The 13,694-nt window shown below is 75.6% G+C and carries 12 protein-coding genes and 1 pseudogene; 5 read left to right on the top strand and 8 right to left on the bottom strand.

From position 1 onward, the window contains the following. Positions 1–30 precede the first annotated feature (30 nt). Positions 31–549, bottom strand: a complete 519-nt coding sequence (locus J4N02_RS04485; RefSeq protein WP_188332544.1) for a DUF4870 domain-containing protein — start codon at positions 547–549, stop codon at positions 31–33. Further along, a complete protein-coding gene (locus tag J4N02_RS04480; RefSeq protein WP_188332543.1) occupies positions 549–2,063 on the bottom strand; it encodes an AIR synthase related protein in 1,515 nt (504 codons plus the stop codon). The genes J4N02_RS04485 and J4N02_RS04480 overlap by 1 nt, the downstream gene beginning before the upstream one ends. Before the next feature lie 79 nt (positions 2,064–2,142). On the opposite strand from J4N02_RS04480, the gene J4N02_RS04475 reads away from it, so the two are divergent. Further along, positions 2,143–3,066: an N-acetylglucosamine kinase gene (locus tag J4N02_RS04475; protein WP_182814398.1), complete on the top strand. Its 924-nt coding sequence runs from the start codon at positions 2,143–2,145 to the stop codon at positions 3,064–3,066. Positions 3,067–3,072: 6 nt separating this feature from the next. Here J4N02_RS04475 and J4N02_RS04470 read toward each other — a convergent pair whose 3' ends face one another. The 3 genes and pseudogenes from J4N02_RS04470 to J4N02_RS04460 form a co-directional block, all read right to left on the bottom strand. Next, positions 3,073–4,107 (bottom strand): phosphotransferase, encoded by a 1,035-nt coding sequence (locus tag J4N02_RS04470; RefSeq protein WP_188332542.1) that lies wholly within the window; start codon positions 4,105–4,107, stop codon positions 3,073–3,075. Between the two features lie 49 nt (positions 4,108–4,156). Next, positions 4,157–4,786 (bottom strand): phosphoribosylformylglycinamidine synthase subunit PurQ, encoded by a 630-nt coding sequence (locus J4N02_RS04465; protein WP_223202092.1) that lies wholly within the window; start codon positions 4,784–4,786, stop codon positions 4,157–4,159. 121 nt (positions 4,787–4,907) lie between these two features. Further along, positions 4,908–5,786, bottom strand: a pseudogene (locus J4N02_RS04460) (phosphoribosylaminoimidazolesuccinocarboxamide synthase); the annotation flags it as partial. 103 nt (positions 5,787–5,889) lie between these two features. Here J4N02_RS04460 and J4N02_RS04455 point away from each other — a divergent pair. Genes J4N02_RS04455 through J4N02_RS04445 form a run of 3 tightly spaced genes read left to right on the top strand, consistent with a single transcriptional unit; the run spans position 5,890 to position 8,801 of the window. After that, complete coding sequence (locus tag J4N02_RS04455; protein WP_188332539.1) at positions 5,890–6,429, top strand: SigE family RNA polymerase sigma factor; 540 nt, start codon at positions 5,890–5,892, stop codon at positions 6,427–6,429. After that, positions 6,426–7,517: a GerMN domain-containing protein gene (locus tag J4N02_RS04450; RefSeq protein WP_188332538.1), complete on the top strand. Its 1,092-nt coding sequence runs from the start codon at positions 6,426–6,428 to the stop codon at positions 7,515–7,517. Before J4N02_RS04455 ends, J4N02_RS04450 begins: the two co-directional genes overlap by 4 nt. A 45-nt stretch (positions 7,518–7,562) precedes the next feature. Then, positions 7,563–8,801 (top strand): PQQ-dependent sugar dehydrogenase, encoded by a 1,239-nt coding sequence (locus J4N02_RS04445; RefSeq protein ID WP_188332537.1) that lies wholly within the window; start codon positions 7,563–7,565, stop codon positions 8,799–8,801. 10 nt (positions 8,802–8,811) lie between these two features. On the opposite strand, the gene J4N02_RS04440 is transcribed toward J4N02_RS04445, so the two are convergent. From J4N02_RS04440 to J4N02_RS04430, 3 genes are read right to left on the bottom strand one after another with little or no spacing between them, the layout of a single operon-like run. Continuing rightward, complete coding sequence (locus J4N02_RS04440; protein WP_188332536.1) at positions 8,812–11,508, bottom strand: multicopper oxidase domain-containing protein; 2,697 nt, start codon at positions 11,506–11,508, stop codon at positions 8,812–8,814. After that, positions 11,505–12,617 carry a hypothetical protein gene (locus J4N02_RS04435; RefSeq protein ID WP_223202091.1) on the bottom strand — a complete coding sequence of 371 codons (1,113 nt, stop codon included), beginning with the start codon at positions 12,615–12,617 and terminating at the stop codon, positions 11,505–11,507. The genes J4N02_RS04440 and J4N02_RS04435 overlap by 4 nt, the downstream gene beginning before the upstream one ends. 19 nt (positions 12,618–12,636) lie before the next feature. Continuing rightward, a complete protein-coding gene (locus J4N02_RS04430; protein WP_188332535.1) occupies positions 12,637–12,918 on the bottom strand; it encodes a DUF2249 domain-containing protein in 282 nt (93 codons plus the stop codon). 134 nt (positions 12,919–13,052) lie between these two features. Here J4N02_RS04430 and J4N02_RS04425 point away from each other — a divergent pair, with 134 nt between their 5' ends. Next, positions 13,053–13,685: a metalloregulator ArsR/SmtB family transcription factor gene (locus J4N02_RS04425; RefSeq protein ID WP_188332534.1), complete on the top strand. Its 633-nt coding sequence runs from the start codon at positions 13,053–13,055 to the stop codon at positions 13,683–13,685. The last annotated feature ends 9 nt before the right edge of the window (positions 13,686–13,694 follow it).

Raw genomic sequence — 13,694 nt, 5'->3', positions numbered from 1 at the left:
CGACCCCCGCGGACCCCGATGCCCACGACGTCACCGCACCAGGCGCACGGTGAGCGGATAGCGGACCTTCTTGCCGGCGGCCGCGTCGATCGTGGCGAGCACCCGCAGCATCACCCACAGGATCGGCAGCAGCACCAGGAACACGTAGCCGACGAGCACGAACGTGCCGAGCGAGGCCAGCAGCATCCCGAACCAGAAGGTGATCTCGAAGTTCAGCGATTCCAGTGCGTGCTCGCGCACGCGGGGGTGCGACTCCCCCACGGTCATCAGGATCACGAACGGCCCCAGCCAGGTGGTCACCAGCGCCACCCAGTGGCTCGCCGGAACCCAGGTGCGCTCCCGCCCGACCAGGGGCGGGTCGCTCGGCGGGGGCGGGTACCAGACGGGCAGTTCGGACGCCGCGGGCGCGGGCCAGCCGTACGCCGGCGGGGAGGCCGGCTGGGCGGGCCCCGGGCTCGGTGCCGCCTGCGGCTCGACCGGCCGTTTCCAGGCCGTGGGTGGATCCCACGCGGAGGGCGGGTCCCACCGCGGGGGCGGCTGCTGGTCCATCAGCCCTCCATCGCGGCGCGCAGCGGCGTGCCCCAGGCGGCGCGGAGGTCGGCCAGGCCGAGGGTGAACTGGCCGAGCACCTCGAGGGCGGGCTGCTCGAGCACCTCACCCAGGCGCGTGACGGGCACGCCGGCCGCGGCGCAGGAGCGGCGCAGCGCGTCGTAGTGCTGCCCCGAGACCGACACGAGCGCCCGCGCCGGGGACTCGGCGAACAGCGTCACCGTGGGGTCGCCCTCGGGCAGGGTCAGCGAAACCCCGAGGTCGTGGCGCAGGGCGGCCTCGACCAGCGTCTGCGCGAGCCCGCCGGCGGCCAGGGCGCGGGCCGAGCTGAGGATGCCCGCACGGGCCGCGTCGACCAGGACGCCCGCGAGGGCGGCCTCGGCGGCCGGGTCGGGGAACGGGGGCATGCCGCCCAGGTGCCCGTGCACGGCGCCGGCCCACGCCGACCCGGACAGCTCCGCCCCGGTGCGGCCGAGCAGCACCACGGCGTCGCCGGGGTGCGCGAAGCCCCCGGGCGTCCGGGTGGCGACGTCGTCGAGGGTGCCGAGCGTGGCGACCACCGGCGTGGGGTGCAGGGCGGCGCCCCCCGCGCGGTCGTGCAGGCGGCCGCACGCGGCCGGCAGGGTGAGGCCCAGGCGGTCGGCGGCGTCGACCAGCCCGAGGCGCATCTCGTCGCGCTGCCAGGCCGCGGCCGGGGCGTCCGCGTGGCCGGCGTCGAGGCAGGCGAGCGCGCCCCGGGGCTCGGCCCCGGCGGCGGCCACCCGGCGCACGCCCTCGGCGAGGGCGAGCTGGGCACCCAGGTACGGGTTGAGCAGGGCGAAGCGGGGGTTGCCGGTCACGGCGAGCGCGGCACCGCGCCCCGTCCCGGCGTCCAGGCGCACCAGGCCGACGCCCTCGGGGGCGGACAGCACCGTGTCGCCGCGGACGTACCGGTCGTACTGCTCGGAGGCCCAGGCCCGGTCGGCCAGCGCGGGCGAGCCGGCCAGGCGCAGCACCTGCTCGCCCAGCCCGTCGCCCGTGGTCGCGCGCGGCAGGTCCTCGGCGCGGTCGGCGTTCACCCGGTCGATCCAGCCCGGACGGGCGGGCGGGGGCATCGCGCCTGCTGCCGGAGGCGCGGCGGGCGGGGTGGTAGTCGCCTCGGGGTCCACGACACCGACCGCGACCGCGTGGGCCAGCGGGGCGTCGGCGTAGACCTCGTCGGCCACGAGCAGGCCGCCCAGGCCCGGCAAGTCGAGGCGGCGCGCGTCGGCGGCCAGCCCGGCGACGAGGCGCGGGAGGAGGTCGACGGTGGCGTCGGCGTCCCACGGGCCGACGTGGACGGCGTCGAGGACGGCCAGCGGTTCGACACCGGCCGCGCGCAGGTCGGCGGCGACGGTGGCCACCGCGGTGTCCGCGCCCGGTGCGGCTACGGGGTCGTGCGCGGCGATCGCGAAGGCGACGGCGAGCCCGTCACCGACGTCCACCACGGCGCTCCGCCCACCCCCGGCGGGTGCGTTCTCATCGGTGTCGGCCACGGGCGCCAATCTACCCTGCGCGCTAGGGTGGGGGCACCGGCGTCACCACGACGCCGCCCGTTGTCGATGGGGGGTTCCCATGCCCGAGAAACTCGTCCGACTCGCGGCCCACGCGGGCCAGTCCGCCACCCGCCTGACCACGTACGGCGGGGTCGAGCCCCGCTCCCTGAGCCTGCCCGGCATCGAGACCGACCGGCCCCTGCCCGAGCAGTGGGCCCACTCGATCCGGCGTTTCCTCGACGAGAACACCGACCTCGAGGTGCACACCGTCACCCTCGGCGCGAGCGGCCTGGGCCGCGAGACCGCGCACGACCTGCTCCCCCTGCTTGCGGGCACGCCCGTGCGGCGCGTCGTGCTCGCCCACGACTCGGTCACCAACTACCTGGGCGCGATCGGCGACGGCGAGGGCTGCGTGATCTCGGCCAACACCGGCACCATCTGCCTGGCCGTCGGCCCGCGCGACACCGCACGCGTCGACGGGTGGGGTCATCTCCTCGGCGATGCCGGCTCGGCCTACTGGATCGGGCGGACCGGGCTGGAGGCCGCCCTGCGCGGCCACGACGGACGCCGCCAGATGACGGCGCTGACCGCGGCGATGCGCGAGGTGTTCCCCGAGCTCGAGTCGGCCTACCTCGACCTGCAGGCCGCCCCCGACCGGGTCGCCCGGATCGCGCGGTTCGCCGACGTCGTGGCCGAGCTGTCGGCGTCCGACCGCGTGGCCGGCAACATCCTCGACAAGGCCGCCGCCCACCTGTCGGAGGCGGTGCAGGCGGCGATCCGGCGGGTCCACCTCAGCGGGCCGCAGCCGCCGCGGGTCGCGGCGGTCGGCTCGGTGTTCCGCCACGAGCGCGTGCTGCGCCGGTTCACCGACTACCTCACGCTGCAGTGGCCGAGCTTCGCGCTGTGCGAGCCGGCCGGCGGTCCGGTCGACGGGGCCGCGGCCCTGCACGCGCTCGACCCGGCGCACCCGCTCTCCAGCCGCCTGACCGCCGCCGAGCGCTGAGCTCGATCACGCGGCGCCGAGGGTCTCCCCCACCCAGGCGTCGAGCCACCCCGAGTCCACCAGCACCTGGGCCGCCGAGGCGTCACCGTGCAGGAGGACGCGCGGGCCGTCGAGCCCGCGGTCGGCGACGCGGGCGGCCAGGGCGTCCAGCCGGTCGGCGAGCGCCGGGTCGAGGTCGCGCAGCACGGTGGTGGGCACGCACGCGGGGGGCGTGCGCCGCCCCAGGTCCGCGGCCAGGTCGGCGTCACCCAGGACGTCGCCCGTCGTGGCGTGGAGCCGCGCGAGGGCAGCCCCCGCCCAGCGCACGCCCTCATCACTCGGGGTTCTGGCCAGGTCGGTGTCGCCGAAGAACCGACGCGACGACACGTGCTCCTGCCCGCCGGCGTCGAGTACGTCGGGCACCGGCACGCCCAGCGCGGCGAGACGCCCCAGCAGGCGTTCGCGAAGCGGGTCGGGGTGCGCGCCCACCCGGACCACCACGTCGCGGTCGCGCACCAGCACCCGGCGCAGGGGGTTGTACCGCAGCACGGCCTCGGGTCGGTCGACCAGCTCGCGCAGGCGCTTCGGACGGGCCGCGCGCAGGGGGTTGGCCAGCCCGGGGTCGGTGCCGATGCCGCCGGACTGGAGCACCAGCCCGCCGGGGAGGGACCGCTCGACGACCTCCAGCCCCCGACGACGGGCGCGCTCCGCGGTCTTGGCCGCCTTGTCGGACGCCGCGGGCCACAGCACGCGCGCCCAGCCGGTGGGGCGTCCGGTGGCCGGGTCGGCCAGGCCGAGCACGAGCAGGGCGCCGGGCTTCGCCCGCACGGACGCCGCGCGGGCGGGCCGGCCCACGAGGGAACCCAGCTCGTCGGCGTCCAGCAGCCGGTCGGCGGTCAGGGCCACCTGGACGTCGTGGGTGACGGCCAGGGTCGTGCGGCCCTCGCACAGCTTCTCGATGGCCCGCAGGACCTCGGCCGCGGCCGCCGGGTTGAGCCCGGTGGTCGCCTCGTCGAGCACGACGACGGGGCTGTCGTGACCGTCGAATGTGAATGTTCTCATCGAGCACATTGCGGCGGGCAGGGAAGCCCGGCCCGGCGGCGGGATAGGCTCAGGCCGCGGCGCGCAGGTAGCTGAGCACGCTGGCCAGGAAGAGCAGCCCGTCCTCGGACGGCCCGGTCAGGGCCTCGACCGCGTACTCGGGCCGGACGAGCAGGCCCACGACCGTGCCGCTCTCGTTGGTGATGCCGGCGATGTCGTGCACGGACCCGTCGGGGTTGACGTCGACGTAGCGCAGCACGACCTGCCGGTTGGTCTCGAGCCGGGCGGCCACATCGGGCTCGACCCCGAAGCCGAGGCCACCGCCGGTGAGCACGAGGTCGAGGTTCTGCCCCTCGTCCATCGCGCAGGTCCAGACGGTGTCGCGGGACTCGACCCGCACGCGCTGCTCGCGGCAGACGAACGTACGCCGGTCGTTGCCGAGCAGGGATCCGGGCAACAGCCCCGCGGCGCACAGGGCGCCGAAGCCGCGCCCGATGCCGAGCACCGGCAGGCCACGCTGGGCGGCGTGGACGATGGCCTCGGAGAGGGTGTCGACGGTGTCGGTGAGCACGAGGGCGTCGGCCCCGGAGAGGTCGTGCGGGTGGGGGCCCAGCTCCACGGCGAGCGCTCCACCCAGGCGGACGGCGTTCAGGACGTCGTCGTACGGGGCACCCTGGACGCCGACCACGCCGATGCGCATCACCGCTGCCCCAGCGGCGGCGTCACGCCCACGGTCACTCGCGCCATGGGGGAATCCTACCGCCACAACGGTATCTGCCGGGAAACGGCATACCCGGCGGGGTCGCTCAGTTGAACGGCAGCCCCGTCAGGCGCGTGTAGGCCTCGACGTAGCGGTCCCGCGTGGCGGCGACGACGGATGCCGGCAGCGGGGGCGGCGGGGTGTCGGAGGAGCGCTCCCAGCCGGACTCGTGGGCCAGCCAGTCGCGGACGAACTGCTTGTCGAAGCTGGGCTGGACCCCGCCCGGCTCCCACTGCTGGGCGTCCCAGAACCGGGACGAGTCGGGCGTGAGCACCTCGTCGGCGAGCACGAGGGTGCCGTCGGGGCGGCGTCCGAACTCGAACTTGGTGTCGGCCAGGATGACGCCGCGCTCGCGGGCCACCTGCTCGGCGTGGGCGTAGACCCGCAGGGACGCCTCGCGGAGCTCCTCGGCCAGCTCGGCCCCGTGCAGCTCGACGATGCGCTCGAACGGCACGTTCTCGTCGTGCTCGCCCACGGCGGCCTTGATGGCGGGGGTGAAGATCGGCTCGGGCAGGCGGTCGCCGTCACGCAGGCCGGCGGGCAGCTCGATGCCGGTCACGGTGCCGCCGGCCTGGTACTCGGCCCAGCCCGACCCGGTCAGGTAGCCGCGCACGACGCACTCGACCGGCACCATGTCGAGGCGCTCGGTGATGATCGCGCGGCCGGTCACGGGCCCGGGCACGTCGGCGCTGACGACGTGGTTGGGGATGATGCCGGCCAGCTGGTCGAACCACCACAGGCTCAGCCGGGTCAGGACCGCGCCCTTGTCGGGGATCGTGGAGGTCAGGACGTGGTCGAACGCCGAGATCGCGTCAGTGGCCACCATGAGGAATCGGCCCGGCGCTCGGCCGTCGCCGGTGTCGGGGGCGTCGGGCAGCGCGTAGAGGCGTCGCACCTTGCCGGCGTGCACGAGGGGGAGCTCGAGTCCGTAGTCGTCCATCACGGCCGCGATCCTAGCCCCGGGGACGCGCGTAACCTTCTGCGTCCCAGCTGCGTTGTGCAGGGCGTCCCACGTGGGACGCTGACCGTTGAGGAGGTGGGCCATGAGGGCACCGGCACCCGACGAGGCGTTCGCCGAGTTCGTGCGCTCGTCGACACCGTCGCTGACCCGCACCGCGTGGTTGCTCACCGGCGACCGCGGGCACGCGCAGGACCTGGTCCAGAACGCCTACGCCAAGACCCTGCAGGCCTGGGGGCGATTGGACGCCGAGGGCGCGCTCGCCTACACCCGCCGCGCCGTGATCACCGGCAACATCGACCGGTGGCGGCGCACGAAGGGGGAGGTCGCCGTCGGGCTCGACTTCGACCGGCCCGCGCCGGGCTCCTTCGAGGACCGCGTCGCCGACCGCGACCGCGTCGCCCGCATGCTCGCCACCCTGACGCCCACCCAGCGGCGCGTCGTGGTGATGCGCTACTACGAGGACCTCACCGAGGCCCAGACCGCCGAGGCCCTGGGCATGACCGTGGGCGCCGTGAAGGCCGCCTCCCACCGGGCGATGTCCGCCCTCCGCTCGCACTACCCGGACGCCGCGGGCTCGCCCGGCGGCCGCCCCACCGACCCGCAGAAGGGAGCCCTGCGATGAACGAGCTCGAGCAGATGCTCCGCGCCGACCTGCGCGACGTCGCCGGCACCGTCGACATCCCGATCTCGGTGGACGCCGTCGCCGCCGAGCGCGACCGCCTCGACACCGAGGAGCGCCGCGCCCGCTGGGGCGGCCGCGTCCTCGCCGCGGCCGTGGCCGCCGTCCTGCTCACCTTCGCGGTGTGGTGGGTCCAGACCAACGTGTTCCGCGTCCCCGACACGGCCGTGCCGAACCCGCTGCAGACGCCCGTGGCGCCGACCCCCGTCGACTCGGTGTCGCCGACGCCCTCGCCGTCGGGTGTCTCCTCCGCTGCGACCTCCCCGTCCGCCTCCCCGACCCCCGGCTCGGCCGCGCCCACGGCGTCCGGAGCGCCCGGGGCGCGCACGGTCGGGACGTACGTGTACTTCGTGCCGACCGATTCCTTCCCCAACCTGGTGCGCGAGCTCAAGCAGGTGTCGGCCGAGACCCCCGCGCGCGGCGCGCTCGAGGCGATGCTGGCCGGCCCGAGCGACCCCGAGGCCGCGAACCTGTGGAACCCGGCCACGCGCATCTTGGGGATCTCCAAGCACGGCGACGTGATCACCGTCGACCTGTCGCGCGAGGCGCTGGACTTCAACCTGGGGGCCTCCTACGAGGGGTTCATGGTCGACCAGCTGGTCTGGACGGTCACCGAGGCGTTCGCGCCCACCGATCGCGTGCTCATCACCATCGAGGGTCGCGAGTTCGCGACCGGGCACAATGTCCACGACCGGCCGATGGGCCGCGGCGACGGCACCCAGAGCGCCGTCCGGCTGCTGATCGACACCCCGGCGCACGGCGCCACGGTCTCGTCGCCGGTGCGGGTCACCGGGCTGGCGGCGGCCTTCGAGGGCACGATCCTCTGGGAGGTCCGCGGGCCGGATCCCAACTCCGGGGTCGTCGCCGAGGGCGTGGCCCAGACCGACGAGGGCATGACCCTGGCGCCGTTCGCCTTCGACCTCCCGCCGCTGGACCCGGGCACCTACGAGGTGCGCGTCACGCTCGACGACCCGTCGGGCGGTGAGGCCGGTCCCCCGGCGTCGGAGACCAAGGTGTTCACCGTCGCGTGAACCGGCCCGGGCCACCCCGTCGGGGTGGCCCGGTAGCCTCGTGACATGGGACGACCATGCAGCCTGGCCGCCGCCCTCGCCGCCGCGGCCCTTGTCACCGGGTGCTCGGCGCCCGCCACCAGCCCCGCCCCGACCGGCCCCGGCGCCTCGTCCGGGCCCGCGGCGACCACCGCCGCCACCCCGGCAGGGGGCGCGAGCACGGCAGGCAGCCCGACCGGGACGCCGGCGTCCGGACCCCGCACCGCCCCCGACGGCCGCCCCTTCGTGGTGAACGAGCGCGCCGACCTGGACGAGCCGTGGGCCCTGGAGTTCCTGCCGGGGACGGACCTGCTCGCCATCACCGAGCGCAGCGGCCGCCTCTGGCTGTACGGGCCCGACGGCATGGTCGAGGTCACCGAGGGCCTGCCCGAGGTCGTGGACGCCGGCCAGGGCGGGCTGGGCGACCTGGTCGCCGCCCCCACCTTCGCCGAGGACGGCACCGTCCTCCTCAGCTGGGTCGAGGCCGGGCAGGGCGGCTCGGGTGCCGCCGTCGGCCGGGCGACACTGGTGACCGAGGGCTCGCCCCGACTGGAGGGGCTCACGGTCATCTGGCGGCAGACACCCAAGGTCTCCGGCAGCGGGCACTTCAGCCACCGGCTGGCGTTCTCCCCCGACGGGCAGTACCTGTTCATCAGCTCGGGCGACCGGCAGAAGATGGAGCCCGCCCAGGACCTCTCGAACACCCTCGGCACGATCGTGCGGCTCACCGCCGACGGCCACCCCGCGCCGGGCAACCCGTTCGCCGCGGACGGGTCGCCGGCCGACGAGATCTGGAGCTGGGGCCACCGCAACCCCCTCGGCCTCGCGTTCGACGCCGACGGCCGGCTGTGGGCCTCCGAGATGGGGCCCCAGGGCGGCGACGAGCTCAACCTGATCGCGCCGGGGATGAACTACGGCTGGCCCAAGGCGTCCAACGGTTCGCACTACGGCGGCGGCGAGATCCCCGACCACACCCCGGGCGACGGCTTCGAGGCCCCCTCCGTGTGGTGGACGCCCTCGGTCTCGCCGGGTTCGCTGATGATCTACTCCGGCGACGCGTTCCCCGACTGGACCGGCGACGCCTTCATCGGCGCTCTCTCGGGTCAGGCGCTGATCCGCGTCGGCCTCGACGGCGCGAACGCGACCAAGGCCGACCAGTGGGACATGGGCCAGCGCATCCGCGACGTCGCGCAGGGCCCCGACGGGTCGATCTGGCTCGTCGAGGACACCCCCGGCGGACGGCTGCTGCAGCTCACCCCGCCGTGACGTCCCCGCGTCAGGGAGACACCTCCACGACGGCGTGCGCGCCGCGCTCGGCGTCGACCATGACGTGCGACACGGCCGGGTAGTGGCCCGGCTCGGGGAAGGTCAGCTCGACGAACCCGCCCTGGGCGGGGAGCAGCGGCAACACCTGCGCGCCGCCGTCGGTGGCCCCGAAGGCTCCCTCGCCCCGGCGCAGCGTGTACGACCCCTCGGTCCAGGAGGTGTCGAACTGGCCCCCCACGATGTGGAACGAGCTCGCCCGGTTCGGCCCGGCGTCCAGCACCCAGAACCGCACCCGCTCGCCCACCCGCACCGTGAAGGGGTGCAGGTCGTACTGGTTGGCGATGCCGTTGAACACCACCCGGTCGGGGCGCTCGGCGACGACCTTGTCGGCGTCGAGTTCGAGCGCCTGCTCGGCTGAGGTGGCCGCGTTGGCGAGGAACACCTCCGACTGCACCAGCACGTAGCTGTGGTCGACCGCGGGCAGCCCCTCGGGTTCGATCACCACCGCACCGTGCATGCCGGCGGCGATGTGGCTCGACATCGGCATGGTCGAGCAGTGGTACATCCAGATGCCGGCGCGGGTGGCGGTGAAGCGGTAGACCAGCGACTCCCCCGGCGCGATGGTGCGCATCGGCCGGTCGGGGGCGAGGGCCCCGGCGTGGAAGTCGATCGAGTGCCCGATCGTGCCGTCGTTGACCAGCGTCACCTCGAACACGTCGCCGACGCGGCCGTGCAGCACGGGGCCGACGGAGCCGCCGTTGAAGGTCCAGCGGGTCTGCCACAGGCCGGGCGCGACCTCGAGCGGCACCTCGGTGACGGTGAACGTCACCTTGCGCACGGTCTCGTCGGACAGCGGCGGCAGCACGGGGTCCACGAACGTGCCGAGCGTCTCTGCGGGGTTGGTGGGCGGGATCGCTGCCCCGGCCGCCGTCCCCGCCCCGGCCCCGGACGCCCCGTGCCCGGCGTGGCCGCCGGCCGGGTCCGCCGGTGGTGCGGCCGCCGCCCCGGTGGGAGCCCCGAGCACCACGACGTCGAGCACCATGCCCATCTGCCGGTGGCCGGCGACCGAGCACCAGCCCTGGGTGTCGGCGCCGATGATCCCGGCGTCGAGTTCGGCGGTGGCGCCGGGCGCGACGCGCGGCGTGCGGGCGCCGTTGAGCACGAGGTCGTGAGCCATGGCGGGGTCGGTGTTGGTGAGCACCACGACCAGCCGGTCGCCGGCGGGCACCTCGATGCGGTTGGGGGTGAACTCCATGCCGTGCGCGGTCACCTCGACGCGCGTGGTGTTGCCGGTGGGCGCGACCCCGGACGCCGCGGGTGCGGCCGGCCCCGACCCCGCCAGCCCGGCGGCCGCCGGATCGACGGCGACGCCCGCGGTGACCGACAGCGCGAGGGCCGCGACGGCGGCGACGACCTGGTTGCCGGTCCAGAAGGGGCGGGCCTCGGGCGCCACGGCGTCCGGGTCGCGGCGGGCGCGGGCCGACGCGCGGGCGCCCAGCACGAGCAGCGGCAGGAACGCGACCAGGCCCGCCAGCACCGCGGTCGACACCGTGACCTTCACCCACGAGGGCGCCGGCATCAGCCAGAGCATGAGGCCGGCGTTGATGACCAGCAGGCGCACGGTGCCCCAGCGGTCGAACCAGGCCTGGCCGGCGCGGACGACGCGGGGGCCGCCGCCCATCACCGACGGGATGAGGTACGACAGCGCCCCCGACAGCAGCTGCGCGGCGAAGCCGACGGCGAGCACGCCCCCGACCAGCGGGAACACGTCGCCGAGCGACCCCCACGAGGGCGCCAGCACCAGCAGCACGGCGACCCAGACGATGCCGGCCAGCCCCCACACGAGGGCGGCCAGCACCGAGGCCGGCGCGAACTCGTGCAGCCCCTTGGCCAGCAGCGGACGGGCGAGCGCGCGGCCCCACCAGAGCAGGCCCAGCGCGTAGCCGACGACCCCGGCCAGCGCGAGCGGGCGCCAGCCCAGCAGCGCCCCGGCCACCAGCACGACCAGCCCGGCCACGAGGATCGGCAGGGCCTGCCGGGCGAGGCGCTCGGCGCGGTCGTCCATGCGGGTGCGCAGCATCGTGGGCCAGAAGGTGACCAGGGTGCCGACGACGGTGAGACCGACCCAGCCGAGCAGGTTCGAGGCGAGGTGGGCGACGAGCAGGCGGCCGTGCCACTCCTCAGGCAGGCCGAGGGCGAGGGCGGCGCCGAAGCCGACGCCGACCGGGAGGAAGAGGGACGCCGCCACGTACGTGTGCGTCACCACCCGGAACCGGCTCGGCAGCGCCCCGCGCAGCACGGCGACCAGGTGCACGGCGTGCCACAGCACCGCCACAGAGACCAGCACCGTCCCGAGCACGACGAGCCACCACTGCGCCAGCGGGACGCCCACGAACACCGCCAGCCCGCCGGCCGCCATCAGCAGCACGCGCGCGTCCTGGCGGCGGCGTCCGGCGTCGTCGGGCAGGGTGCGCAGCAACGTGTGCGCGAAGTGCTCGCTCCACACCAGCGCCGAGTGCGTGAGCGCGCCCAGCAGCACCAGGTGGATCATCAGCCACGTCGCGTCGGGCACCCAGCGGTGCACCACGGTGATGACGACCGCGGCGGCCAGCCAGCCGAGCGCGACCTGGTCGCGCAGGCGGCGGGTGCGCGGGCGCGCGGACGCCGCGGGCCCGGGCCGGGTGGGGGTCGGGGTGCTCGCGCTCATGCCCGCACCACGCACCAGGCGGCGCTGGCCGCGAAGACGAGCAACGACACCACGGTCACGACCGAACCTCCTTGCCACAGGGCACCCCGGCCCAGGGCGTCACCGACGACACGGAACAGCAGGCCGCCGTGCAGCAGGGCGAGCGGCAGCCACAGGATGGGCCGGTAGGGCAACGGGCGCCCCAGCACGGCCGGGAAGATGATCGGGGCGTGGGCCATCACCATCGAGACCCCGAAGCCAAGGAAGGTGGTGTGGATCACCACGTCGTAGGCGGCGTCGGAGCCGGGCGCGCCGCCGACGAGCCAGACGAGGCCGGCGACCGCGAGCCAGGCGTACCCGGCGAGCAGGGCAGCCCCGTTGTAGCGGCGCAACCCGGTCGTGGTGCGCACCATCCGACGCGCGACGTCGTCGCGCGCGAGCCAGGCCGCGGTGGCCAGGAGCCCGGCGCCGAGGAGCCGGGCGCTGGCGTCCGGCCAGACGAGGGCGGACGCCGCGGCCCCGGTCACCCACGCGGACAGGACCAGCAGGATCGGGACGGCGCGCGGGCCGAGGGCGAGCTGGGCCAGCTCGGCGCGCTCGGCGGCGATGGTGAGCACGAGGAAGGCGGCCAACAGCGGGATGAGCGCGGCGAGGTCGACGCGGAACCACAGCGCGGCGGCGGCCAGCGCGGGGATGGTCGAGAGCACCTGCACCGCGACGAGCGGCAGCGGCGCGCGCCGCCACAGCGCCAGGTAGACCGCGAGGAACGCGACCGCGCCCTGGACGAGCAGCAGCTGCCCGAGGACGGGGAGGCCGGCGGCCAGGGTGATGCCGCCGGACCCCAGCAGGGCCGGCGCGAGGTAGGCCCAGGGTTGGCGCAGGGCCTGGGCCCGCTCGAGGGAGATCAGGGTGCCCATGAACCCGAGCACCATCACCATCCCGTGCACCCCGGGCAGGTGCGCGGCCGGCACGGGGGCCCAGACGCCCAGCGCGACGAGGGCGGCGTCGAGACCCGAGAGCAGGGACGCCCCACCCAGCCCGAGCAGCGCCACCCGCCGGCGCCGGGAGCCGTGCCCGGGACGAGGTTCCAGGTCACCCGGACGCGGCGCGGCGCTGGCGGGGGCGGTCATGGTGGGGTGGTGGCTCCGCTCAGGCGCGGGCGAGCTTGAGGGTCCAGGCCTCGGGGCCCTCCTGTAGGTAGCTGACCTCGATGGCGTCGCCGTGGGCCTCACGGATCTGGGCGAGCAGCGGCAGCGGGTTGTGCGGGGCGACCAGCGCGAGCGCCTTGCCCGGGGTCAGCGACGCGACGGCGCCGAGGATGGCCGCGTGGCGGATCGCGTGCGGGATCGCGCGGGCGTCGAGCACGGGCAGCTCCTCGTCGTGGTGGCCGCAGGTGCAGGTCGGCTTCTCGACGACGGGCAGGTCGGTCATGGGTCTCCTCCTCGGGGAGTTCGCGCACCTTGAGTGCGTCCGGTGTGAAGGGTGGCCCCGTGAGTCCGGTTCGGGGCCACCCTTGATGCCATTTATACAGGATGAACTGTAAGTAATCCACTAGGATGGGAATCGTGAGTTCCGCGACGCCCGGGCCGAGCCGCCCCGCACCCCAGCCGACGCTGCCGCCGGCCCGCGCCCGCGTGGCCGCGCTGCTGGGCGAGCTGGGCGAGGGCGTCCCGCTGGCCGAGCTCGCGACGCGCATCGGCGGGCACCCCAACGCGACCCGCGCGCACCTCGACGCGCTGGTCGAGGAGGGGCTCGCGGAGGCGGCCCCGCTCCCCCGCACCGGGCCCGGACGCCCCGCGCTCGGCTGGACCCTCACCGACGCCGGCCGGCGCGCGGTCGCCGGCGACCCCTCGGCCGCCGCGTACGCCGAGATCCTCTCGGTCGTGGTGAGCCACCTCGCCAAGGTCCCCGGCTCGGAGGAGATCGCCCGCTCGATCGGGCGGTCGTGGGGCGTCGAGCGGGTCGCCACACCCTCGCGGCCCGCCCTGGTCGCGGTGCTGCGCGACCTGGGCTTCGACCCCGAGGTCGACGGCGACAGCATCCGGCTGCGCGCCTGCCCGATCCTCGACGCCGCCGTGGAGCACCCCTCCGTGGTCTGCGCGATCCACGCCGGACTGGTGGCCGGGGCGTCCGGCGACGAGCGCGCCCGGCTGGTGCCGTTCGCCGAGCCCGGGGCGTGCCGGATCGACGTGGCCTGACCCCCGCCC

Source organism: Propioniciclava sp. MC1595 (assembly GCF_017569205.1).
GTDB lineage: Bacteria > Actinomycetota > Actinomycetes > Propionibacteriales > Propionibacteriaceae > Propioniciclava.
The sequence above is the reverse complement of the archived record's forward strand: the minus strand, read 5'-3'. Positions and strand labels throughout refer to the sequence as shown.